The organism is Celeribacter sp., from assembly GCF_048270365.1.
In the GTDB taxonomy this organism is placed as follows: domain Bacteria; phylum Pseudomonadota; class Alphaproteobacteria; order Rhodobacterales; family Rhodobacteraceae; genus Celeribacter.
In genome coordinates this window covers 1-22,601 of record NZ_JBLWTA010000017.1, presented here as the reverse complement: position 1 = coordinate 22,601, position 22,601 = coordinate 1, and the positions used below count along the sequence as shown (strand labels likewise).

Genomic DNA, 22,601 nt, shown 5'->3' with positions numbered 1-22,601 from the left:
GATTCCCGAAATGAAGAAGCAAGACATGAACCGAGATTGGATAGCGACCGCCCGCACTCTTTCCCAAGCGCTGCCCTATTTGCAGCGATACGAAGGCGCGACCGTCGTGATCAAGCTCGGCGGTCATGCGATGGGCTCGGATGAGGCGATGGAGGGCTTTGCCCGCGACGTGGTGCTGATGCAGCAGGTTGGCGTAAAGCCGGTGGTCGTCCATGGCGGCGGCCCGATGATCAATAAAATGCTGGCCGATCTCAACATCCAGTCCGAATTTGTGAACGGCAAACGGGTGACCGACAAGGCGACCGTAGAGGTCGTCGAAATGGTGCTCTCGGGCCTCGTGAACAAACGGATCGTTCAGGCGATCAACGGCCAGGGCGGGCGCGCTGTCGGGATTTCCGGCAAGGACGCGAACCTGATGGTCTGTGAACAAACCGATCCGTCCTTGGGCTTTGTCGGCACGCCGGTGTCGATGAACCCGTCGATCATCAAAGAATTGGGCGACGAAAACTTGATCCCGGTGATCGCGCCCGTGGGGGCGGGCCGCAATGGCGAGACGTTTAACGTCAATGGCGACACAGCCGCAGGCGCGATTGCAGGCGCGCTGCACGCCGATCGCCTGCTGCTTTTGACCGATGTGTCGGGGGTGAAGGACGGCAATGGCGAGGTGTTGACCTCGCTCAGCTCGCAACAGATCAAAGACCTGACAGAGGCCGGCGTCATCGTGGGCGGCATGATCCCGAAAACCCAAACCGCGCTCGATGCGCTCCGAGACGGGGTGCGGGCCGTGGTGATCCTCGACGGGCGCGCACCGAATGCCTGTCTTTTGGAGCTCTACACGGAGCATGGTGCGGGGTCGCTCATTCGCGACACGCAGCCCAGCGTGAAACCGTCGAAGAAAAAAACCTGATGCCTCGCCGTCTGATCCTGATGCGCCACGCCAAATCGGGATGGGACGATCCCCGGCTGGATGACATCGACCGGCCCTTGAATGCGCGCGGTCAGCGCAATGCCGTCACCATGGGCATGTGGTTGAAGGACAAGGGATATATCCCCGATCAGGTTCTGGTTTCTTCGGCCGTGCGCACCCGTGAAACGCTTGAACGCGTGACGCGCGGGCTTGGGCTTTGTCCGCCGGAGACGGTGCTGGACACGCTTTATCTGGCGTCTGAGCATCGGATCATGAGCGCCTTGAAACAGGCAACGGGCGACTGTGTTTTGGTGCTCGCGCACAATCCCGGCATCGGGGAGTTTGCGGTCAATTTCGCATCTCATCCCCCGCTGCACCCGGATTTCCTGCGCTATCCGACGGCGGCGACGGCTGTGTTCGATCTCAAAGCTCCGACGTGGGCAGAGGCGCGGTTCGGGGAAAATGAGGTGATAGATTTCGCCATCCCCCGCGAGTTGGAAGCTGCTGAGTAAAAAAGGGCGCTGAAGCGCCCTTTTGTTTGGTCTGATGACCGCTCTCAGTGACCGAGAATTTGCGACAGGAACAGCTTCGTGCGCTCCGATTTCGGGTTGTTGAAGAACTCTTCCGGCTCGTTCTGTTCGACGATCTGGCCCTGATCCATAAAGATCACGCGGTTCGCGACCTGACGGGCAAAGCCCATCTCGTGGGTCACGCAGAGCATCGTCATGCCCTCTTCCGCCAGTTCGATCATGGTGTCGAGCACCTCTTTGATCATCTCCGGGTCGAGTGCCGAGGTCGGTTCATCGAACAACATGATCCGCGGCTGCATGCACAGCGAACGCGCGATGGCCACACGCTGTTGCTGACCGCCCGAAAGCATGCCGGGGTATTTGTGCGCCTGATCCGGGATTTTCACCTTTTCCAGGAAATGCATCGCCAGCTCTTCGGCCTCGCGTTTCGGCGTTTTACGCACCCACATCGGCGCCAGCGTGCAGTTTTCCAGAATGGTCAAATGCGGGAAGAGGTTGAAGTGCTGAAAGCACATGCCCACCTCGGACCGGATCTTGTCGATGTTCTTGAGATCCGAAGTCAGCTCGGTCCCATCGACGATGATCTTGCCCTGCTGGTGCTCTTCGAGCCGGTTGATACAGCGGATCATGGTGGATTTGCCGGACCCCGAAGGCCCCGCGATGACGATCCGCTCACCCCGGTTCACGGTCAGGTTGATGTCACGGAGAACGTGGAATTCGCCGTACCATTTGTTCATATTCGTGATCTGAATGGCCACCTCATCGGAGACGGTCAGTTTAGAACGGTCAATAGCGCGGTCTTCTGCGAGAGACATATCTGGTCTCCTTTCTTAACGATGATCGGTGCGGAGCTTGCGCTCCAGCCACTGAGAATATTGCGACATGGCGAAACAGCAGATCCAAAAGACCAAGCCGATGAAGATGAACAGCTCCCAATAAATGCCGTTCCAGGCCGCGTTGGCGCGGATGGCGTTGGAGAGGCCCAGCATGTCGTAGATGCCGATGAACATCACCAGCGTGGTGTCTTTGAACAGGCCGATGAAGGTGTTCACGATGCCCGGAATGGAGATTTTCAACGCCTGCGGCATGATGATCAGGCGCTGTGCTTTCCAATAATCAAGTCCGAGCGCATCGGCCGCCTCATATTGGCCTTTCGGCAGTGCCGCGAGACCGCCCCGGATCACCTCGGCCATGTAGGCGGACGAGAACAGCGTCACCATGATGATCACCCGAAGCGTCAGGTCAAACGTCGTGCCCGGAGGCAGGAAGTAATTGAGCAGAAGCGAGGCGGTGAACAGAAGGGTGATGAGCGGCACACCGCGGATGAACTCGATGAACCCCACACAGATGGTTTTCACGATGAACAGGTCCGACTGACGGCCAAGCGCCAAGACGATGCCGATGGGCAAAGAGAGCGCGATGCCGGAGATGCCGATGATCACACAGATCATGAAGCCGCCCAAGTCGCGGCTTTGGACCTCTTCGAGATGCCCGAGCGGAGCTACGGCGTTGAGGCCTTCGACCACCGACGGGCCGATGAACAGCCACCAGATCAGGGCGACGGCGACAGAGGCAATCGCCGAGAGTGCCATGGAACCGAAACGATCCACGAGCTTGAACGCCACGCCACCAAGGAGGAAACCGACAGCCACTGAGGTCACCCCCCAGATCGTGCCGCCCCAGACCAGCCAGACCAGCAGGAAGGGGAAGGCCATGGTGAGATACAGCATCTGACGCGGCACTTTGTCGAAAAGCACCGGCGCCAGAGAGACCAGCATCAAGACGAAGGCAAGGTTGGCGCGCCAGTATTGCGTCTCCGGGTAGAACCCGTAGAGCAGCTGGTTCCAGCGCTCCGTCAGAACGGCCCAACAGGCGTAATGAGTGTTGCCGAAACGTTCATTGAGGATGGTGCGGCATTGCTCCAGAGAGGTCGCATCCCAAACGCCACCAAAGAGCCATGGAAGCGTCCCCGCGAGGATTTTGTAGATCACGAAGATCGACACAATCGTCAGGATTGAATTGAACCAACCCGAGAACAGGTTCTCACGGACCCAGCGTGTAAACCCAACCTGAGAGCGTGGCGCAGGCTGCTGGTCCAGCATCTCCTTGCGCACGTAAGAGAGGGAGTTTGTGTTGCTCATCTCAGCGCTCCTTCAGTCTGACGGATTTGTTGTAGACGTTCATGCCCGACGAAATCAGCAGGCTGACGATCAAATAAATCAGCATCATCAAGAGCATACATTCCAACTCCCGCCCCGTGGTGTTGAGCGTGGTGCCGCCCAGGGTCGAGCGCAGGTCCATATAGCCCACCGCCAGAGCCAGCGAAGAGTTCTTCGTCAGGTTCAGATATTGCGAGATCAGCGGCGGGATGATGACCCGCAACGCCTGCGGCAGGATCACGAGGTTCATGGTCCGCGACGGGCGCAGGCCGAGTGCGAAAGCGGCCTCGGTCTGGCCTTTGGAAATGGCGAGGATGCCGGAGCGCACGATTTCGGCGATGAAAGACCCGGTGTAGAAACTCAGCGCCAGCCACAAAGCCAGCATCGAGTTGCGCATGTGAAGGCCTCCGCCGAAGTTAAAGCCTTTAAGCTCCGGATATGACAGGGTGATCGGGCGGCCCATCACAAAATAGACGAGGATCGAGGGCACGAGAAAGATCGCCAGTTTGATCCAGAAATTCGGCAGGATTTGCCCGGTCGTCTCAAAGCGACGTTGGGAATATTTGCCGAAAGCCCAGATGCCCAGAAGCGACAGAAGGAAAGTGATGATCACAAAAAGCGATCCATCGCCCCAAACGGGCGCCGGGATATAGGTGCCACGATTGGTCACCGCCACACTGTCCCAAAGCCACATGGAGGCCGCCGGGTCTTCGCCCCGGAAGTCGCGCGGCGCGGGCAAAGCCTCGGAGAGCACCGCCATGAAAGCGAGAATCCACAAGAGCACCGGGATGTTGCGGAAACTCTCGACGTAAAAGGTCATGATCCGCGCCGTCAGCCAGTTTTTGGAGAGGCGCAGAACCCCCGCGATGACCCCGATGATCGTCGCAAGGATACAGCCCAGAATGGCAATCAGAAGCGTGTTGAGAAGGCCCACCAATGTCGCCCGCCAATGCGAATCGTCAGAGGTGTAAGGAATGATTTTCTGGTTGATGTCATAGGCCGCACGATTGAACAGGAAGCCGAAATCGATGTCCTTGCCCAAAGCCGTAAGGTTGATGATCGTGTTGCGTATGAGAAATGCCGCAATCAACATGAACGCCAGCATCGCAATCACCTGAATGGTGATCGAACGATACCGCGTGTCATAGATCAGCTGGCTCAGCCGAAAGCCATGGTCTTCCGGCGTGTTTGTCGCTGTCGTCATGAGTGACGGTCCCCTGTTTAGATATAGCCCCACTGCCGCCCGGATTTTTCCGTTCGCATTTTTGATGGTCTTGAAGTGAGCAGAGCCAGAAAGGCAAAGGGCGCGGAGTGTGATCCGCGCCCTTCCCTTTTGTCAGTCTTAGCGGAAGGGCGGCGAGTAGATCAGGCCGCCTTCGGTCCACTGGGCATTCAGGCCACGAGCCAGACCCACCGGAGTGTTCTCACCGATGTTTTTCTCGAAGCTTTCGCCATAGTTGCCAACCTGAGTCAGGATGTTCAGCGCCCAGGCGTTGTCGAGACCGAGCATTGCGCCCAGTTCACCTTCGACACCCAGAAGACGGTTGATCTCCGGGTTGTCGGTGCCATTGGCCATCTCTGCCGCATTTGCGGAGGTCACGCCGTATTCTTCGGCCGCGATCATCGCGTTCAAAGACCAGCGCACGATGTCGCCCCAGTTGTCATCGCCATGACGCACGAGCGGGCCGAGCGGCTCTTTGGAGATGATTTCCGGCAGAACGACATAGCCTTCCGGGTTCTCGAAGGACGCGCGCGAGGCGGCCAGAGCGGAGGCGTCGGTGGTGTAGACGTCACAGGCACCGGCGAGGAACTGCGTCTGAGCTTCAGTAAAGCTTTCGACCGGAACCGGCTCGTATTCCATGTTGTTCACACGGAAATAGTCCGCAAGGTTCAGCTCGGTCGTGGTGCCGGTTTCGATACAAACCGTTGCGCCGCCCAGTTCTTTCGCGGAGGACACGCCGAGGTCTTTCGGCACCATGAAACCCTGACCGTCATAGTAGTTCACGCCGACGAAGGTGTTCTTCAGATCGACGTCACGCGAGAAGGTCCAGGTGGTGTTGCGGGCCAGCATATCCACTTCGCCGGACGCCAGCGCGGTAAAGCGCACGGCGGAGGTCAGCGGCGTGTATTCCACGGCTTCGGAATCGCCCAGCACAGCAGCAGCCACAGCACGGCAGACATCCACGTCAAAGCCAACGAATTTGCCGTTTGCATCCGGAGCAGCAAAGCCCGGAGTGCCCGGGTTCACGCCGCATTTCAGAACGCCACGCTCTTTCACGGCAGCCAGCGTGGAGGAATCTTGGGCCATCGCCGTGCCGGCGGCCAGACCTGCCAGCGTCAGCGCGCCAAGAAAAACGGATTTTTTCATGTTTACCTCTTCCTGATAGTGCGCCGTTTGCGGCGCTTCTTCTCCGACCCTCCCTGTTGGGCCGGGGGCGATATCGAAATGAGCAATTGCCCTTTCAATGAGCTTAGTTTGGGAGGATTCATTCCAGAACGTCAAGGCCATGATCACGTTTCAGCATGGTTACGCGGCGTTTGATCAAATTGCTCGCAGGAATGCGCGGGAATTAAACGCCCAGCGACTGTAAGCGCCCTTTAATTGACCACGCGGTAAAACAAAGCCGCCTGAACAAAGCTTTGGCGCTTGATTTCAGCGGCCTCAGCGGCCTCTTCATCCTCGCCCCATTGCTCGATCTGGTAGTCCTCATCGACGCGCGAGAGCCGCCAGGCTTCCTCAGCGTCAAGATGTCCCTCCGTCACGGCAAAGCCCAGAATCAAAGAGCCCGAAAGGCTGACGAGGTCATGAAAAGCGGCCAGTTCAAAGGCCGTGAACCCGTGGGTCTTGTCGCGCAGAACCGCCAGAGCGGAGGCAGATTGCGGTGCATGCATGATGCCCGTCCGGCTCTCCAGCCGCGCCCCAAGCGCGCCTTCTGCCCAATCGAGCAGCGGGTTCCAGAGATCGGCTTGGCGGGCGACAAGTTCCTGCGGATGCGCGGCGCGGTAGCACAAAAGATCGCTGTCGCCATAATCCGCCAGCATATCCGCCACCTCAGCGTGCTGGATCGACACTTTGTCAATCGCCGCATTGGCACCGCGGGTCGCGGGCATGGTGTTCGGGTCGATCACACCGTCCTGCGCCTCCCATTCCGCCGCGACCAGATCGGCCAGCGCCCGGGTCGGCAGGATCAGCGGCACCTTCGCAGGCGTGCGCACCGGACGACCGTCGAGATGCACCTCAAAGCCCTCCTGTGCCTCTGCCACAACCGTGTCTTTCCAGAACCGTTTCGCTGCCCACTCTGCCACGTTTTAGCCTTTCCTAAACTCATCAAGCCAAATCTCATCCAGCGCGCCGTCGAGCTGGTCGAAATGATCCAGCACCGTGACCGCACCCGCGCTCAAAAGCGCCTCTTTGCCGTGATAGCCCCAGCGCACGCCAATGCCCCGCACCCGCGCGGCGCGTGCCATTTCCATGTCATAGGTCGTGTCGCCGATCACCACCGCCTCTTCCGCCGCGACACCGCAGTCCACCAGACAGGTCAGCACCATCGAGGGATGCGGTTTCGACGGGTGATCGTCCGCGCTTTGCGTCGACATGAACAGATCGGCGAAGTCCCATTCCTGCATCAGCGCATCCAAGCCCCGACGACTTTTTCCCGTGGCAATCGCCAAATAAAGATCGTCCCGCGCACCGAGGCGTCGAATGGCCTCTTCAGCGCCGGGATAAAGCGGCGATGCGGCGGCGCCCTGCGCCAAACGGTGCTGTTGAAAGGCGTCTTTATAGGCCTCAACCATCCGAGACAGCATGGCCTCATCTGCCTCAGGCGCCAGTTCGCGCATCGCAAGCGGCAGGGACAGGCCGACAATCGACAGGATCGCGTCACGTGTCGGCGTCACAAGGCCAACCGCCTCGAAGGCCGCCGCCATGGACAGGACGATATGTGCCTGACTGTCGACCAGCGTGCCGTCGACGTCAAAGATGGCAAGCTTCATCCACGAAGCTCCTCAAAGGGATCGTCGGCAGCCAAATCCTCGGTCCAGCCAAAGGTCTCCCAGCTGTGTTCCATATGCTCTGGTAGGGGCGCGGTCACGGTGATCACCTTGCGTGTCGCAGGGTGTTCAAAGGTCAGGCTGCGCGCGTGGAGATGCAATTTCTTCGAGATGATGCCGCCCAATTGCGCGCCCCAGCCATCGCCGAGGTTTTCCTGCCCGGAGCCACCATATTTCCCGTCGCCGATGATCGGATGGCCGATCTCCGCCATATGCGCACGAAGCTGGTGGGTGCGGCCGGTGATCGGCTCCATCGCGACCCAACTTGCCCGCGCACCAACCCGATAGAGCGTGGCGTAAAGCGTATGCGCGCGTTTCGCGCCTTCGGTCGCGTCGATGTCGCGCGGGTGGACGGCGATCATCTTTTCGCCCTCGCCCGATTTGCCACGACCACGCGCCTTCACCAGACCGTATTTGACCTCGCCCAGATAGGGTGTCGGCACGCCCGCGACCAAGGCCCAGTAGATTTTGCGCGTGTTCTTATGCCGGAAGGCTTCGGTCAGTTTCGACGCCATCGCGGGTGTGCGCGCCAGCGCCAAGACACCGGAGGTGTCCTTGTCGAGCCGGTGCACGAGGCGCGGCTTTTCCGGGAATTCGCCCTGGAGTGCGGCAGACAGACCATCGACATGGCGCGTCTGTTTCGAGCCGCCTTGTGTCGGCAGCCCCGCCGGTTTGTTGATCACGATGATATGCTCGTCCTGATAGATCACCGCATCGCGCATCATCCTGGCGTCCGCCGCCGAGATATTCGTGGTATCGCGTTTCGGTTTCGGCGCATTCTCATCCGGCAGTGGCGGCACACGGATTTCCATCCCAGGCCCCACCCGCGTGTTGGATTTCGCCCGCGCGCCATCGACGCGGATCTCGCCCTTGCGGCACATCTTTTCGATATTTCCCTGGGTCACCTGCGGAAACATTTTGCGGAACCAGCGGTCGAGGCGCTGCTCCGGTTGATCCTCTTCGATGGTGATCGTCTGAACCCGGCTCATGCGTAGAAACTCCGTGCGGAATAAAGGCCGAGGGCGATGCCGCCAAGGGCGAGGAAAAGCGTACCGATGACATAGGCGGCGGCGATCCCGTAGTCGCCGCGTTCGAAAATGGTCATCGTGTCGAGGGAAAAGGCCGAATAGGTGGTGAACCCGCCCAGCAGGCCGGTCATCAACAAGGGCGCGAAACGGTTGCCGTTTTCATGCGCCAGCACCACCACGAGCACGCCCATAAGAAAAGAGCCGAGGAAATTCACGAACATCGTGTTCCACGGAAAACTCTTGCCGAAAAGATGGGTCATCCCCACTCCCGACAAATAGCGCGCCGAGGCGCCGAGGGCGCCGCCCAGTGCGACTTGTATCAAAGGTGCCATTGCGTGTCTCCGTCTCAGACCCTGCCATGCGGGGCAAGGGGCGAAATGTCAAGTTTTGCCGGAGTTTTTGCGCTCGCCCCGCAGTTTTTCAAAGTAGGCAACGCGTTTTGACAGGTCGCGTTCAAAGCCGCGTTCCACCGGTTTGTAGAACTGGGTGCGCGGCAGCGTGTCGGGGAAATAGTTCTGCCCGGAAAACGCATCCTCCGCGTCATGATCATAAGAATACCCCGCACCATAGCCCTGTTCCGACATGAGTTTCGTCGGTGCGTTCAGGATATGTTTTGGAGGCGGTTCCGATCCGGTTTTGCGCGCCGCCTCGCGCGCAGCTTTGAAGGCCGTGTAGACCGCATTGGATTTGGGCGCGAGCGCCAGATAGACCACCGCCTGCGCCAGAGCCAATTCGCCTTCGGGCGAGCCAAGGCGTTCGTAGCTTTCCCAGGCATGAAGCGCGATGGTGTGGGCTTGCGGGTCGGCGAGCTGGATGTCTTCTATCGCCATTCGCAACAGACGCCGCGCGAGATAGCGCGGGTCTTCGCCCCCTTCCAGCATCCGGTTGAACCAATAGAGCGCGGCATCCGGGTCCGATCCCCGCACGGATTTATGCAGCGCCGAGATCAGGTTGTAATGCTCGTCACCGGACTTGTCGTATTTAGCGGCGCGGCGCATCAACCGTTTGCCAAGCTGCTCCGGGTCCAAAGGATCGACCACTTTCCACGCGGCGATCTGTTCGATCAGATTCAACAACGTGCGCCCGTCGCCGTCCGCCATTTCGAACAACGCGCGCCGCGCCGCCTCGGTCAGCGGAAGTGTCTTACCAAGCTCATGCTCCGCGCGCTGGGCCAGCTGATCCAAATCCTCCGGCGTGAGCCGCGTCAGCACCATGACCTGCGAGCGTGAGAGCACAGCGGCGTTCAACTCGAAAGATGGGTTTTCTGTTGTGGCCCCCACCAGCAGGATGGTGCCGTCTTCCATATGCGGCAGGAAACTGTCCTGCTGCGCCTTGTTGAAGCGATGAATCTCGTCGACGAACAAAAGCGTGCCCTGCCCGTTCCCGCGCCGCAGTTTCGCGGCCTCGAAAACTTTGCGCAGCTCGGGGACACCGGAGAAAATCGCGGAGATTTGCACGAAGTGCAGGTCGGTTTCATCGGCCAGAAGACGCGCGATGGTGGTTTTGCCCACACCGGGCGGCCCCCAGAAAATGATCGAGGACAGCGAGCCGGAGGCCAGCATCACGCCCAAGGGCGCGTCAGGGCCCAGCACCTGTTGCTGGCCGATCACCTCGGACAGGTGTTTCGGACGCAAACGGTCCGCCAAAGGACGGTGCGCGGAGCTCGGGTCCGGGGCGGGATCATCTTTTGAAAACAGGTCAGCCATGGCCGGAGATTACGCCGCCATTCAGACGGGCGAAAGAGGTTTCGGGGCCAAACAGGCAGCGTTTCGGCCCCGATTTCCCAAGCATCGTGTCAGTGCAGTTTGTTGATGAGATTGATCCGCATACAGGCGTTGCGCGCACCGCCGATGTCCATCACCGGACCGATCACGTCGATGTCGAGCCCAACACGACGACCCCAGCGATTTCCATTTTCAGGGATCAAGCAAATGACCGAGGTCGCGCCCAATTCGCGCGCCGAATTGGTCATTTCACCAATCAAGCTCATCTGGACCCGCATCCGTTGTTTCGCAGGCACGCGCGGTGACACGAAAATCCGGCTGGATTCCCATACATGCTGCGCCACGGGCGCCTCTTCGAACAAAAGATTGGTCGGGATACTATCCAAAAGTCCGCGCTGAGCATCGCGGATCATATAGGAATAAATGCCACATTTCGTGGTTGTAGGGGTCAAGCGGATACCGGCCAACACATCGCCAAACTCGTGAACCGCGATCCAACGGGATGCGGGAGTATCATACTGGTCATATTCCATGCCGTCTGCTTGGGGCAAATCCCACTTCGCGTGCTGAATGAACGTTTCGTGTCTTGCGCGAAGCATATTGGCGAAAAGATCGCCATGGTTGTGCAGATTGGCAAAAGAAAGCGTGGTCGTTTGCATGGTACGTCTCCGGTGTTGGTTGATTTCTTCAACGCAACGCAGGAGCGAGTACCGTCATAGCAGCTTGATCTCCTTGGCTTTTTGAATGGCCTCTGAGGTGGTCCGGGCCATGAGACGTTCTCGGGCAGAGACAAGTCGCGCTTTGAGCGCGCTTTCAGAAATCCCGAGCTTGGCCGCGGCTGCTGCATGACGATCACCGCCTGCGATGCACCGGAGGGCCTGAATTTGCGCCTGCGTCAAATCTGTTTGAGGTTCTGAAATTTCATGCAGGGTGCGCACGATCGTGGCGATTTTACTGATTTCCTGATCGGTAAACTCGCGGTCAGACCTTGCACATCCGACGATTGATCTCGATTGAACCGGTCCACAGGACACGGCAACACCAAAGTTCAGGCCGAATTCGGCGGCCTGCCTCCATATTTTGAATGGATCGGGGAGTTCTATTTCGCTCCACCTTTTTGCCCCTTCGCAAGACAATCCCCATGCGATCATCGGGTCCCTCAGCGCGTAAGCGTTCACTGCATAGTGTTCGAGCCACTTCGGATCGTAATTTGCCTCAGAAACGATTGGGGCAGCGAAACGAATGTGAAGCCCGGCGGAATACCCGGCGGGCGACATGGCTCTTAATTGAGCGAACTGGCGATTGAGTTCCGTTGTGTCAGACATTGAAATACATTCTCTTACGAAAGGTGCGACAACCTATAGGCGATCACTAATCTAAGATTTAAACCACAGAGTCACTTTTGGGAAGCCCAAATAGAACAACTGGTAAAAAGCGACAGAAAACAACGGCGATTTGCCCCGTTTTTACGCGTTTCTTCCGCCCCTTTCGCCTCGCCTTGTCACAACGAAAAAGCCCCGCTCTTCAGCGGGGCTTTCGCATTCGATCCGGTAGAGACTGAAAGATCAGTCTTCGGCAGCCAGAGCAGCGTCTTCGGCTTCAAGGCGCGCACGATCAGCGGCACCTTTGGCGGCCAGGTCGCGGTCCACGAGCTCGATGATCGCCATCGGAGCCATATCGCCGTAGCGGAAGCCGGCTTTCAGAACGCGGGTGTAACCGCCGGCGCGCTCGGCGTAACGCGGGCCGAGAATTTCGAAGAGTTTGGCGACGTCTTTGTCTTGTTTCAGCTGAGCAGCAGCCTGACGACGGGCGTGAAGATCTCCACGTTTGCCCAGCGTGATCAGCTTGTCCATGATGCGCTTAAGCTCTTTGGCTTTCGGCAGCGTGGTTTTGATTTGTTCGTGCTCGATGAGCGAGCCAGCCATGTTGGAGAACATCGCTTTGCGGTGTTCGTGGGTCCGGTTCAGGCGGCGGTAACCTTTAGCGTGACGCATTGTATTTCTCCTAATTCAGGTTTTTACTTTGTCTGGTCGGCGATGCGTGTCACCGACTCTCCTTGGGGCGAATGCCCGGATGCGTCCCCTTAGTGCCTAAAAACGCTCTTGTAAACCTTATTTGCAAGACGAATGGAGCAAAACATACCCCTCCTCTACCCTGTTTCCTGCATCGCACCAATGGGTTAACTATTCTCCGCCATCGTTCATATAGAGGATCTCATAGCCCGGTGATTATTCATTTCATTCACGTCGGAAAATGCGGAGGAGAGTCGGCACTTGACGCTTTGAAAGGCTCAGGAGCAAATGTCATCGCCTATCATGTTGGCGATGCGAATATACGCCTTCAACAATGTATTTTCGCCCCCCGCCCTCAAGATCAATTTGTCCTCCTCCTGCGTGATCCCGTGGATCGCTTTATCTCAGCGTTCGAGTGGGATTTGCATTCAAAAAGCCGCGACGGAACCGGTCGCGATCTTAAGAATCGGGTTTGGCAAAAGATTTACGACAGGTTTAAGACGGCAAACGATCTCGCTGAAGCTCTGTCTTCAAGCCAACATGCGCGGCGCGACGCAGCTCAATTTGCGATGACGCAAAGTCAGCTTCATATGGCTTTCGACCTCGGATGGTATGTGCCACCTCTCGCCGCATTGGCTTTGCCAGCGGGGCGCACGCATGTCCTTCGCACACATCGGCTCTCCGAAGATATGCTCGCTTTGTCAAAGACGCTTGGCCTCACAACTCGTGATGTCCCGCGTACCAAGAATGATTACAAACATAAGCTTCCGCAAGATCGCCTCACTCACGGCGGGCTATCAGATCTGGGTCGGCGTAACCTGATCGCCGCGAGACCGGAAACGACGCAAACTCTCGAGATCATCCATAATCGCCTCCCCCAAGACGATGCGCTCACATTCATGTAAAAAGGGGAGGAGCATGCACTCCCCCCCCTTTTTATTCTTTACGAGAAAGATCGATCAGAACTGGTCTTCGAATTTCTTCGCCAGGTCTTCGATGTTCTCAGGCGGCCACTCTTCGACATCCATGCCGAGGTGCAGGCCCATGCCGGACAGAACCTCTTTGATCTCGTTCAGAGACTTACGGCCGAAGTTCGGGGTGCGGAGCATCTCGGCTTCGGTTTTCTGGATGAGATCGCCGATGTAGACGATGTTGTCGTTCTTGAGGCAGTTCGCCGAACGGACAGACAGTTCCAGCTCGTCCACTTTCTTGAGAAGCAGCGGGTTGAACTCGAGACCATCGTCTTCTTCCTGACGACCAGCCGATTCCGGCTCGTCGAAGTTCACGAAGATGCCCAGCTGATCCTGAAGGATGCGCGCAGCGAAGGCCACGGCGTCTTCCGGGGTCACGGAACCGTCGGTTTCGATTTTCATCGTCAGTTTGTCATAGTCGAGCACCTGACCTTCACGGGTCGGCTGCACGTCGTAGGACACTTTCTTGACCGGCGAATAGATCGCGTCGACCGGGATCAGACCGATCGGCGCATCTTCCGGCTTGTTCTTGTCGGCGGAGACGTAGCCTTTGCCGGTGTTCACAGTGAGTTCCATAAACAGATCGGCGCCATCGTCGAGGTGGCAGATCACGTGGTCCTTGTTCAGAACCTCGATGCCGGCGGATTCAGAGATGTCACCAGCGGTGACAACCATCGGACCCTTGGCGGAGATGGAAAGACGCTTCGGCCCTTCGACTTCCATGCGCAGGGACACGCCTTTGAGGTTCAGAATGATGTCGGTGACGTCTTCACGCACACCGGCAACAGACGAGAATTCATGCAGAACGTTGTCGATCTGGACGGAGGTGATGGCCGCGCCCTGAAGCGACGACATCAACACGCGACGCAGCGCGTTGCCCAACGTCAGACCAAAGCCGCGCTCAAGCGGTTCGGCAACGAGGGTGGCCTGACGTGCGGGTTCATTGCCCGGCTTCACATCAAGCTGTTGCGGTTTGATGAGCTCGGCCCAATTTTTGTGGATCATGCTGGTGCCTCCATTCTTGTTCTAACGCCCATGTCCTAAAGCGAAAGAACGCCCGAGGGGTCTCTAAAACGCACAAAAGGACCGCGGGCACGAAGACCCGCGATCCGAAATCTATACAGTCGATTACACGCGGCGGCGCTTCGGCGGGCGGCAGCCGTTGTGGGCAATCGGGGTCACGTCGCGGATGGACGTGATGTTGAGGCCGAGTGCTGCAAGTGCGCGCAGAGCGGACTCACGGCCAGAGCCGGGGCCCTGAACTTCGACTTCGAGGGTTTTCACGCCGTGATCCTGAGCTTTTTTACCAGCATCTTCCGCAGCCATCTGAGCGGCGTAGGGCGTGGATTTCCGGGAGCCTTTGAAGCCCATGGTGCCAGCGGACGACCAGGAGATCGCATTGCCTTGCACGTCGGAGATCAGGATTTTGGTGTTGTTGAAGGTGGAGTTCACGTGAGCAACGCCTGCGGCGATGTTCTTGGAAGCCTTCTTCTTTGTCGTACGACGGGTATCGCGTGCCATTGGTCAGTTCTCCCCTTACTTCTTCTTGCCAGCGATGGCCTTTGCGGGGCCTTTGCGGGTGCGAGCGTTGGTGTGGGTACGTTGACCGCGAACCGGGAGGTTACGACGGTGACGCAGGCCGCGGTAGCAGCCGAGGTCCATGAGACGCTTGATGTTCATTTGAACTTCACGGCGCAGGTCGCCTTCCACGGTGTAGTTGGCGTCGATGTGCTCGCGGATGGCGAGAACTTCGGCGTCAGACAGCTCGTTGACGCGACGGGTGAGGTCGATGCCAACAGCTTCGCAGATAGCAACGGCAGAGGTGCTGCCAATGCCCGTGATGTAGGTGAGCGCGATCGGAACGCGCTTCGCAGTCGGGATGTTTACGCCGGCGATACGTGCCACGTTATTTTCCTTTCGTTGCGGTTCCGTAGTCCCGGAACCTTTTTTCACAACGGAAGCTCGCGGGACAAAACCAGCGAGCCACAGCTGAATTCAGGTGATGATTGAAACAGGCACTTCGGGATAAACCGCCCGCATTCGAATCTTTTACCCCAAAGGGGATGGGTTGCCATAGAGGCTATTCGCCGGAGGGTCAAGGCCTTCCGGCGAGAGAAACGGTCAGGCAAGCGCCTTTGCAATATCGGCAGAGACCTGATCCATGCTCTGAAGCCCGTCCACAGTCTTCAGATCGCCTTTGGCGTAGTAGTAGCCGATCAGCGGAGAGGTCTTTTTGTAATATTCCATCAGGCGGATTTTGACGCTGTCTTCGTTGTCGTCCGCACGCGCCTCTTTGCCGGCAGCAACAGCTTCGGCCGCGCGGTTGACGATGCGCTTCACCAGCGTGTTGTCATCCACTTCCAAAAGGATCACCGCCTCAAGCTGTGCCCCATTGCGGGACAGAAGCTCGTTCAGCGCGTCGGCCTGGCCCAGCGTGCGCGGGAAGCCGTCGAAGATGAACCCGGCGGCATTGCCGACCTTGATCTTCTCTTCGATCAAACCGATCACGATCTCGTCGGTGACGAGCTGACCGGCATCCATGATGGCCGCAACCTTTTTGCCCATCTCGGTGCCGGAGGTCTTTGCTTCACGCAGCATATCCCCGGTCGAAAGTTGCACCATGCCTCGCTCCTCCACGAGACGTTGCGCCTGAGTTCCCTTGCCCGCGCCCGGCGGTCCAAGCAGAATAATGTTCATCGTCTTGCTGTCCCTCTTTTGCTGCGCTTCCTCCCGCGCAGCTGAGATTTCTCGATCAGCCCCTCATACTGGTGCGCCAGCAGATGGGACTGGACTTGTTGAATCGTGTCCATCGTCACCGATACCACAATCAACACCGAAGTGCCGCCAAAATAGAAGGGGATGGCGAACTGGCTCCGAAGAATTTCCGGCAGCAGACAGACTGCAGCCAGATAGGCGGAGCCGATCACGAGGAGACGGGCCACGATGTAATCGAGGTGTTCCTCGGTTTTCTTCCCCGGACGGATGCCGGGAATGAAGCCGTTCTGGTTCTTCAGGTTCTTGGCCACGTCTTCCGATTTGAAGGCGACGTTGGCGGTGTAGAAATAGGCGAAGAAGACGATCATCGCCGTGAAGAACAGAAGGTAAAGCGGTTGCCCCGGGCCGAAGTAGGCAAGGATCGTGGACATCACCGGACCGACATCAGACTGACCGGAGAAGGTCGCGATGGTGGTCGGCAGAAGCAACAGGGACGAGGCAAAGATCGCCGGGATCACGCCCGCCGGGTTCACCTTGATCGGCAGGTGCGAGGACTGCGCGTCATAGATTTTCATGCCCTGCTGGCGGCGCGGGTATTGAATATGCACCTTGCGCAGCGCGCGTTCCATGAAGACCACAAAGGCAATCACGGCGACGACCATGGCAATCACGATCAGCGTCACGAAGGGAGAGATCGCGCCGGACCGACCAGAGGCAAAGAACTGAGCCAGAGCGCCCGGGATCTCGGCGACGATGCCGACGAAGATGATCAGGGAAATGCCGTTGCCGATGCCGCGGTTGGTGATCTGCTCACCGAGCCACATCAGGAACATCGTACCACCGACCAGCGTGATCACCACGCCCGCGCGGAAATACCAACCCGGATCGTGGGCCAGGTTCCCGGCCTCAAGAGAGGCGGCGAGACCGTAGGCCTGGAACAGCGCCAGGGCGACCGTGCCGAAACGGGTGTATTGGTTGATCTTCTTGCGACCCGCTTCGCCCTCTTTCTTGAGGTTCTCAAGCGACGGCACCATCGAGGTCAGAAGCTGCACGATAATGGAGGCGGAGATGTAGGGCATAATGCCGAGCGCAAAAATCCCCATCCGACCGAGCGCACCACCAGTGAACATCGACAGGATGCCCCCGATGCCCGACGCCGCCTGTTCCATAAAGTCACGAAGCGCGTTGCCGTCGATCCCCGGCACCGGGATAAAGGTGCCAAGACGGTACACGATCAAAAGACCGATGGTGAAAAAGATACGCTGGCGAAGCTCCTTGGCCTTCCCGAAGGTGCCCCAGTCGAGGTTCGCCGCCATTTGTTCTGCTGCGGATGCCATTAATGGTCTCTCTATTCACGACAGCGCCGCCCGACCGGCTTTCCGGGGGCGGCGCTTGGAAAACTCAAACCTGATGTAAGGGGCTAGGCCCCTCGTCACAAGTCTTATTCGGCTGCCGCGTCGGCCTTGACGGCCACGGTGAGCGAGCCGCCTGCTTTTTCGACAGCTTCAACGGCGGATTTGGAGGCGCCGGTGACGGTGATGGTCAGTTTGGATTTGACATCGCCTTTCGCCAGAACGCGGATACCGTCCAGTTTACGACGCACCAGACCGGACGCCACGAGGCTGTCTTCGGTCACGTTGGCGGCGTCGAGTTTGCCGGCTTCGATGAATTTCTCGATCAGGCCGAGGTTCACAACAGCGAATTTCGCGCGGTTCGGCTTGTTAAAGCCACGCTTCGGAAGACGCTGGTAGAGCGGCATCTGGCCGCCCTCGTAGCCTTTGATGGCCACGCCGGAACGGGATTTTTGACCTTTGATACCACGGCCACCCATTTTACCTTTGCCCGAACCCGGGCCACGGCCAACGCGCGTGCGTTTCTTGGTTGCGCCTTCGTTGTCGCGCAGTTCATGCAATTTCATGTCGCTTCTCCTTGCCGGATGTGCCCTCCAGCGACGGAGTGGGCAACCACGGCTTACATGTGTTGATTCTTATGGACCTAGGAGTCCACCGGGGGCGTATAGACGCTTGATGCTTTGCAATCAAGCGCCCTCATGGATTTAGTGACAGTGAACCTGCCCCGTCGATGTTTGCATATGGCAGCATTGGCCGGGAGGAGACGATTTGCGGCACCCGCCCCCATGTGCCATCTCGGTTTCCGCAAAGACGGGTGCGTGTGCGGCTGTTGAGGCCGCAACGGGCGCAGCCATCAAAAAGGGAAAAGCCATAAGACAAAGAATGCGGGACATGGACCGACCTCAAAAAGTTAACAAATGGTTAACCTTCATCGCATATTCCACATTTAAAGCAAGACCTTTGCCCATAGACCAAAACACCCCACAGTGTCCTGCGGGGTGCGTGTCTTGTCCAGAGGTCGACGCGCTTGCGCCGCGCCCGCGAGTCACTCTGCGGTGGCGCGCAGGTATTCTTTCCAGGTCGGAACAGGGCCAGAATGCCAATGGGCGCGCATCGCGCAAAGACCATTGAAGAACGGACGCAGAAGCGATTGGAAGGAGGCGGCGAGCATGGTCGGTTCCTTTGTCGTCGTTTAACTCAGCAAAGCTCAGATGCGCGCAGAGGTGCTGCGGGCGATGTCCAGGATGTCTGAACGCCCCAGACCGATGTCGGCGAGCTCGTGGTCGGACAGAGCATTCAGCTCGTTGTAGGTTTTCGAGAAAGCGCGCTGACGTGCAAAGCTCAGGCGGATGCCTGCGATGATGTCGCGAACGGTGTCGATCAAACCTGCGCCAGCGGCGATGCGGGCCGTGTCATTGAAATGTGCCATAGTGTGTTTCCTTTTGCCGGGACCGTATGTCCCGCGAATCTGTATGTTTGGTTCTCTTTAGGAGCACGGCTCATGTAGAGGGGGACGCCAAACTTGACATCCCCCAGTTTTTGCGACTCTGCTATGCACAAAATGCATGCAGTTTTTAAACTGCCCTTAATTTATGCAGCCCTCTGATCACTGATGCCGGCTAGGATGGGTTTCCATCCAATGCACACCCGGTTCCGACAGGTCGAAAGCGGATAGATCGAAGGCGGGGATGCTGGTCATGAAGTTTTCGAACCAGTCATGGAAAGCTTTGACGAGAATATTCATTTCACGCTCCTCTCAGGTGATCCGGCTGCGCGCCGGGGATGAGGAAACTCTGCGCCCGAAATCTTAACAGCCACCAAACCGAATGGGGCCGAAAAAGGGCCTATCGTTAGACTTTGTCTGACCTCGTTTTTAGTACATGGCTCCTTGTACAGATTGCGCGATCTCAGTCATGCGATCCATGCCGTAAGGCCCGACCAGCGTGGAATGCCACGTGCCGCCCTGCCAATGCAGCATCGTCAGCCCCTTGACTGTCAGATCGGGAATGCGCACTTCGGAACCGAGACGATTGCTCAGCCACCCCTTGAGATGATAGCGCTCGCCGGTCATATCGCCGGGATTTTTGTCCTTGACCCAAAGATAGAGCGGCTGGCCCTTATAGGCGGCCTGTTCGGTGCCATCTTTGCGCGAAATCAGCGAATACCCGTTCGGCAGGGCCGTCCCCGGCTTCGCCTATGACCGGCGGCCAGAGGCCTGCACATGCGTCATTGCAGTTGGAGACACCCTTTTCATCCTTATCGAAGGTATAGAGCGTCATATGGGTGTCGGCGGCCATGAGGTAGGTGTCTTCGCCGAGTTCACCGGTCACCACAGGAGCATCGGCGGCAAAGGTGGAGGTGGCAAAGGCGGCCAGAACGGCAGCGTATGGCAGGGTCTTGAGCATGTCTGATCTCCCAAAAACAGCGTCTGCTCGGGTGCAGACATGAGAGATACAATGCGGGGGGGGGGGGTATTCCCTGCCATTGCAATTCTACAAAAAGAAAACGCCCCGCCAATCTGGCAGGGCGTTTCAAATTCTTGGTGCCGGGGCTCAGCCCGTTCGTATCTCAAAGCCTCCACTGGAGGTTTTGCCGGGGCTTACGCCCCGAACCGATACTCACCCACGCTCTTCGACGATTTCGACGAGGTGCGGGATGGATGCGACCATGCCACGGATGGAAGGGGTATCTTCCAGCTCGCGGGTTTTGTGCATCTTGTTCAGGCCGAGACCGACGAGGGTCTGGCGCTGTTTGGCGGGACGACGGATCGGGGAGCCGATCTGTTTCACAACGATGGTTTTAGCCATGTCTCAGGTCTCCTTACGCGTCTGCTTCAGCGGCTTCAGCAACCGGAGCATCGTCCTTGCGGAGGATGTCGGCGACTTTCTTGCCACGGCGCTGAGCCACGGAACGCGGGGAAGCCTCTTTCTTGAGACCGTCCAGCGTGGCGCGGATCATGTTGTACGGGTTCTGGGAGCCAATGGATTTGGCAACCACGTCCTGAACGCCGAGCATTTCGAACACGGCACGCATCGGACCACCGGCGATGATACCGGTACCTTGCGGTGCGGTACGCATGACGACTTTACCAGCGCCGTGACGACCTTCGACGTCGTGGTGCAGGGTGCGGCCCTCTTTCAGAGCGACGCGGATCATCTGACGCTTGGCTTGCTCGGTGGCTTTGCGGATGGCCTCAGGGACCTCTTTCGCTTTGCCTTTACCGAAGCCGACGCGGCCTTTTTGGTCACCCACAACCACGAGAGCAGCAAAGCCGAAACGCTTACCACCTTTCACGGTTTTGGACACACGGTTGATCGCGACGAGACGATCGGCGAATTCCGGGGTTTCTTCGCGGTCGCGACGATCCCGGCGGTTTTCACGTTCTGCCATAGAACTTTCCTTACAAAGGTAGCGCGTTTCCCATGAAACAGGGGCGCTGTTGAACTCGATCCTGGTGGTTGCCTGTGAACACAGGACCCCGGATCATCGGGAAGGGGAGCTTTCGCCCCCCTCCCTCAAGTCTTAGAACTTCAGACCACCTTCACGGGCAGCGTCGGCCAGGGCCTTCACTTTGCCGTGGAAGAGGAAGCCACCACGGTCGAAGTAACACTCTTCGACGCCGGCTTTCTTCGCGCGCTCTGCGATCGCAGCGCCAACTTTGGCGGCTGCTTCGACGTTGTTCTTGCCGATCACACCGAAATCTTTTTCGAGCGTGGATGCGGAAGCCAGGGTTTTGCCCTGAACGTCGTCGATCAGCTGAGCGCTGATGTTCTTGTTCGAACGATGGATCGACAGGCGAAGCTTGCCGACATTGTTCTTGCGAAGCTTGTTCCGAACGCGCAAGCGGCGTTTCAGAAACAGGGTACGTTTGCTGTTTGCCATGATGAGCGTCCTTACTTCTTCTTCCCTTCCTTGCGGAAGATATACTCGTCTTTGTATTTGATGCCTTTGCCTTTGTAGGGCTCGGGCTTGCGCCATTCGCGGATGTTTGCCGCGACTTGACCGACGAGTTGCGGGTCGGAACCCTCGATGGTGATCTCGGTCGGTTTCGCGGACGTCACAGTGACGCCGGCGGGAACCTCAAAGTTCACCTCGTGGGAGTAACCCAGGTTGAGTTTAAGCACGTTGCCCTGCATCTGAGCACGATAACCAACACCGTTGATTTCGAGCTCTTTCTTGAAGCCGTCGGACACACCGGTCACCATATTGGCGACCATGGTGCGGGACATGCCCCACTGCTGGCGAGCGCGCTTGGATTTACCACGCGGGGTGACGGTGACGGCGTTGTCTTCGACAGCGAGAGTCACATCGTCCGTGGCGGTGAAGGAGTGAGTGCCTTTCGGGCCCTTCACTTCGATGGTCTGACCAGACACAGAGGCGGAAACGCCGCTGGGCAGGTCGACCGGCCGTTTACCAATACGAGACATCGATAGACCTCCTTAGAAGACGGTGCAAAGCACTTCGCCGCCAACATTGTTGGCACGAGCGTTTGCGTCCGACATCACACCCTTCGGGGTGGAGACAATCGACACACCGAGGCCCTGACGGACCGACGGGATGTCTTTGACACCGAGGTACACGCGACGGCCGGGTTTGGAGACCCGTTGCAGTTCGCGGATAACCGGGGTGCCTTCGAAGTATTTCAGGCTGATTTCAAGGGTCGGGTGACCGTTGACGTCGGTGCCTTTGTCGTAACCACGGATGTAGCCCTCGTCGAGCAGCACATCCAGAACCCAGGCCCGCAGCTTGGAAGCCGGGGTGGAGACGGTGGATTTGCCACGCATTTGAGAGTTACGGATACGGGTGAGCATATCGCCGATAGGATCGTTCATATCTCTGCCCTCCTTACCAGCTGGATTTCACGAGGCCGGGGATCTGGCCGAAAGAGCCAAGTTCCCGCAGCATGATCCGGGACACCTTCAGCTTACGGTAGTAAGCGTGCGGACGGCCGGTCAGCTGGCAACGGTTGTGAAGACGGGTCGCCGAGCTGTTGCGCGGCAGTTCTGCAAGCTTCAGGGACGCGCGGAAACGCTCTTCCATCGGCTTATCTTGGTCGTAGATAACCTCTTTGAGCGACGCGCGCTTGGCGGCATATTTTGCCACCAGCTTCTCGCGCTTGCGCTCACGGGCGATCATGGATTTCTTTGCCATGT

The 22,601-nt window shown here is 58.2% G+C and carries 32 protein-coding genes; 3 read left to right on the top strand and 29 right to left on the bottom strand.

Features of this window, described 5'->3' with window-relative positions; translation table 11 throughout:
* Positions 1–10: 10 nt before the first annotated feature.
* Together argB and ACN0X0_RS18200 are read left to right on the top strand one after the other, a co-directional pair.
* A complete protein-coding gene (argB, locus tag ACN0X0_RS18205) occupies positions 11–907 on the top strand; it encodes an acetylglutamate kinase (protein ID WP_417280321.1) in 897 nt (298 codons plus the stop codon).
* Complete coding sequence (locus ACN0X0_RS18200; RefSeq protein WP_417280320.1) at positions 907–1,419, top strand: SixA phosphatase family protein; 513 nt, start codon at positions 907–909, stop codon at positions 1,417–1,419. Before argB ends, ACN0X0_RS18200 begins: the two co-directional genes overlap by 1 nt.
* Before the next feature lie 44 nt (positions 1,420–1,463).
* Here ACN0X0_RS18200 and ACN0X0_RS18195 read toward each other — a convergent pair whose 3' ends face one another.
* The 12 genes from ACN0X0_RS18195 to rplQ all read right to left on the bottom strand — a co-directional run bounded on the left by ACN0X0_RS18195 (position 1,464) and on the right by rplQ (position 12,392).
* Positions 1,464–2,252, bottom strand: a complete 789-nt coding sequence (locus tag ACN0X0_RS18195; protein WP_167601465.1) for an amino acid ABC transporter ATP-binding protein — start codon at positions 2,250–2,252, stop codon at positions 1,464–1,466.
* Positions 2,253–2,267: 15 nt separating this feature from the next.
* Positions 2,268–3,578, bottom strand: coding sequence for an amino acid ABC transporter permease (locus ACN0X0_RS18190; protein ID WP_417280319.1), 1,311 nt, complete (start codon positions 3,576–3,578; stop codon positions 2,268–2,270).
* A 1-nt stretch (position 3,579) separates the two neighbouring features.
* On the bottom strand, positions 3,580–4,800 hold the full coding sequence (locus ACN0X0_RS18185; RefSeq protein ID WP_417280318.1) for an amino acid ABC transporter permease: 1,221 nt from the start codon (positions 4,798–4,800) through the stop codon (positions 3,580–3,582).
* Positions 4,801–4,938: 138 nt separating this feature from the next.
* Positions 4,939–5,964: an amino acid ABC transporter substrate-binding protein gene (locus tag ACN0X0_RS18180; protein WP_417263773.1), complete on the bottom strand. Its 1,026-nt coding sequence runs from the start codon at positions 5,962–5,964 to the stop codon at positions 4,939–4,941.
* A 230-nt stretch (positions 5,965–6,194) separates the two neighbouring features.
* Positions 6,195–6,902 (bottom strand): ATP12 family chaperone protein, encoded by a 708-nt coding sequence (locus ACN0X0_RS18175; RefSeq protein WP_417280317.1) that lies wholly within the window; start codon positions 6,900–6,902, stop codon positions 6,195–6,197.
* Between the two features lie 3 nt (positions 6,903–6,905).
* Positions 6,906–7,589, bottom strand: a complete 684-nt coding sequence (locus ACN0X0_RS18170) for an HAD-IA family hydrolase (protein WP_417280316.1) — start codon at positions 7,587–7,589, stop codon at positions 6,906–6,908.
* Entirely contained in the window at positions 7,586–8,635 is a 1,050-nt protein-coding gene (locus ACN0X0_RS18165) for an RluA family pseudouridine synthase (RefSeq protein ID WP_417280315.1), read from the bottom strand. Before ACN0X0_RS18165 ends, ACN0X0_RS18170 begins: the two co-directional genes overlap by 4 nt.
* Positions 8,632–9,006, bottom strand: a complete 375-nt coding sequence (gene crcB, locus ACN0X0_RS18160) for a fluoride efflux transporter CrcB (protein WP_417263777.1) — start codon at positions 9,004–9,006, stop codon at positions 8,632–8,634. The genes ACN0X0_RS18165 and crcB overlap by 4 nt, the downstream gene beginning before the upstream one ends.
* A 48-nt stretch (positions 9,007–9,054) precedes the next feature.
* A complete protein-coding gene (locus ACN0X0_RS18155) occupies positions 9,055–10,380 on the bottom strand; it encodes a replication-associated recombination protein A (protein WP_417280314.1) in 1,326 nt (441 codons plus the stop codon).
* Between the two features lie 89 nt (positions 10,381–10,469).
* The gene (locus ACN0X0_RS18150) at positions 10,470–11,057 is read right to left on the bottom strand and encodes an acyl-homoserine-lactone synthase (protein WP_417263779.1); all 588 of its coding nucleotides are present in this window, start codon (positions 11,055–11,057) and stop codon (positions 10,470–10,472) included.
* A 54-nt stretch (positions 11,058–11,111) separates the two neighbouring features.
* On the bottom strand, positions 11,112–11,723 hold the full coding sequence (locus tag ACN0X0_RS18145; RefSeq protein ID WP_417280313.1) for an autoinducer binding domain-containing protein: 612 nt from the start codon (positions 11,721–11,723) through the stop codon (positions 11,112–11,114).
* A 240-nt stretch (positions 11,724–11,963) separates the two neighbouring features.
* Positions 11,964–12,392 carry a 50S ribosomal protein L17 gene (gene rplQ, locus ACN0X0_RS18140; RefSeq protein ID WP_417263781.1) on the bottom strand — a complete coding sequence of 143 codons (429 nt, stop codon included), beginning with the start codon at positions 12,390–12,392 and terminating at the stop codon, positions 11,964–11,966.
* Between the two features lie 230 nt (positions 12,393–12,622).
* Between rplQ and ACN0X0_RS18135 the strand changes: the two genes are divergently transcribed.
* The gene (locus tag ACN0X0_RS18135) at positions 12,623–13,315 is read left to right on the top strand and encodes a hypothetical protein (protein WP_417263782.1); all 693 of its coding nucleotides are present in this window, start codon (positions 12,623–12,625) and stop codon (positions 13,313–13,315) included.
* A gap of 54 nt (positions 13,316–13,369) precedes the next feature.
* Here the strand turns inward: ACN0X0_RS18135 and ACN0X0_RS18130 are convergent, their stop codons facing one another.
* The 17 genes from ACN0X0_RS18130 to rpsN all read right to left on the bottom strand — a co-directional run bounded on the left by ACN0X0_RS18130 (position 13,370) and on the right by rpsN (position 22,599).
* Positions 13,370–14,386 (bottom strand): DNA-directed RNA polymerase subunit alpha, encoded by a 1,017-nt coding sequence (locus ACN0X0_RS18130; RefSeq protein ID WP_167601453.1) that lies wholly within the window; start codon positions 14,384–14,386, stop codon positions 13,370–13,372.
* Between the two features lie 123 nt (positions 14,387–14,509).
* Entirely contained in the window at positions 14,510–14,902 is a 393-nt protein-coding gene (rpsK, locus tag ACN0X0_RS18125) for a 30S ribosomal protein S11 (RefSeq protein ID WP_321366526.1), read from the bottom strand.
* A 15-nt stretch (positions 14,903–14,917) separates the two neighbouring features.
* Positions 14,918–15,286 (bottom strand): 30S ribosomal protein S13, encoded by a 369-nt coding sequence (gene rpsM / locus ACN0X0_RS18120; RefSeq protein WP_219785784.1) that lies wholly within the window; start codon positions 15,284–15,286, stop codon positions 14,918–14,920.
* Between the two features lie 216 nt (positions 15,287–15,502).
* Positions 15,503–16,078 carry an adenylate kinase gene (locus ACN0X0_RS18115; protein ID WP_226554460.1) on the bottom strand — a complete coding sequence of 192 codons (576 nt, stop codon included), beginning with the start codon at positions 16,076–16,078 and terminating at the stop codon, positions 15,503–15,505.
* Positions 16,075–17,433 carry a preprotein translocase subunit SecY gene (gene secY / locus ACN0X0_RS18110; protein ID WP_417263783.1) on the bottom strand — a complete coding sequence of 453 codons (1,359 nt, stop codon included), beginning with the start codon at positions 17,431–17,433 and terminating at the stop codon, positions 16,075–16,077. The genes ACN0X0_RS18115 and secY overlap by 4 nt, the downstream gene beginning before the upstream one ends.
* Positions 17,434–17,537: 104 nt before the next feature.
* Positions 17,538–18,014, bottom strand: a complete 477-nt coding sequence (gene rplO, locus ACN0X0_RS18105) for a 50S ribosomal protein L15 (RefSeq protein WP_417263784.1) — start codon at positions 18,012–18,014, stop codon at positions 17,538–17,540.
* Positions 18,015–18,493: 479 nt separating this feature from the next.
* Positions 18,494–18,619, bottom strand: coding sequence for a hypothetical protein (locus ACN0X0_RS18100; RefSeq protein WP_417280312.1), 126 nt, complete (start codon positions 18,617–18,619; stop codon positions 18,494–18,496).
* Between the two features lie 36 nt (positions 18,620–18,655).
* The gene (locus tag ACN0X0_RS18095; RefSeq protein ID WP_417280311.1) at positions 18,656–18,877 is read right to left on the bottom strand and encodes a DUF1127 domain-containing protein; all 222 of its coding nucleotides are present in this window, start codon (positions 18,875–18,877) and stop codon (positions 18,656–18,658) included.
* Between the two features lie 177 nt (positions 18,878–19,054).
* Positions 19,055–19,192 carry a hypothetical protein gene (locus tag ACN0X0_RS18090; protein WP_226554464.1) on the bottom strand — a complete coding sequence of 46 codons (138 nt, stop codon included), beginning with the start codon at positions 19,190–19,192 and terminating at the stop codon, positions 19,055–19,057.
* Positions 19,193–19,321: 129 nt separating this feature from the next.
* On the bottom strand, positions 19,322–19,519 hold the full coding sequence (locus tag ACN0X0_RS18085; protein ID WP_417280310.1) for a hypothetical protein: 198 nt from the start codon (positions 19,517–19,519) through the stop codon (positions 19,322–19,324).
* A 46-nt stretch (positions 19,520–19,565) separates the two neighbouring features.
* Positions 19,566–19,853, bottom strand: a complete 288-nt coding sequence (locus ACN0X0_RS18080) for a hypothetical protein (RefSeq protein WP_417280309.1) — start codon at positions 19,851–19,853, stop codon at positions 19,566–19,568.
* Between the two features lie 213 nt (positions 19,854–20,066).
* Positions 20,067–20,255: a 50S ribosomal protein L30 gene (rpmD, locus tag ACN0X0_RS18075; protein ID WP_066707085.1), complete on the bottom strand. Its 189-nt coding sequence runs from the start codon at positions 20,253–20,255 to the stop codon at positions 20,067–20,069.
* 13 nt (positions 20,256–20,268) lie between these two features.
* On the bottom strand, positions 20,269–20,838 hold the full coding sequence (gene rpsE, locus ACN0X0_RS18070) for a 30S ribosomal protein S5 (protein WP_167601441.1): 570 nt from the start codon (positions 20,836–20,838) through the stop codon (positions 20,269–20,271).
* A 132-nt stretch (positions 20,839–20,970) separates the two neighbouring features.
* Positions 20,971–21,330 (bottom strand): 50S ribosomal protein L18, encoded by a 360-nt coding sequence (gene rplR / locus ACN0X0_RS18065; RefSeq protein ID WP_417263788.1) that lies wholly within the window; start codon positions 21,328–21,330, stop codon positions 20,971–20,973.
* Between the two features lie 11 nt (positions 21,331–21,341).
* Complete coding sequence (rplF, locus tag ACN0X0_RS18060) at positions 21,342–21,875, bottom strand: 50S ribosomal protein L6 (RefSeq protein WP_417263789.1); 534 nt, start codon at positions 21,873–21,875, stop codon at positions 21,342–21,344.
* Positions 21,876–21,887: 12 nt separating this feature from the next.
* Complete coding sequence (gene rpsH / locus ACN0X0_RS18055; RefSeq protein ID WP_167601438.1) at positions 21,888–22,280, bottom strand: 30S ribosomal protein S8; 393 nt, start codon at positions 22,278–22,280, stop codon at positions 21,888–21,890.
* Positions 22,281–22,293: 13 nt separating this feature from the next.
* Complete coding sequence (rpsN, locus tag ACN0X0_RS18050) at positions 22,294–22,599, bottom strand: 30S ribosomal protein S14 (RefSeq protein WP_219785775.1); 306 nt, start codon at positions 22,597–22,599, stop codon at positions 22,294–22,296.
* Between the last annotated feature and the right edge of the window lie 2 nt (positions 22,600–22,601).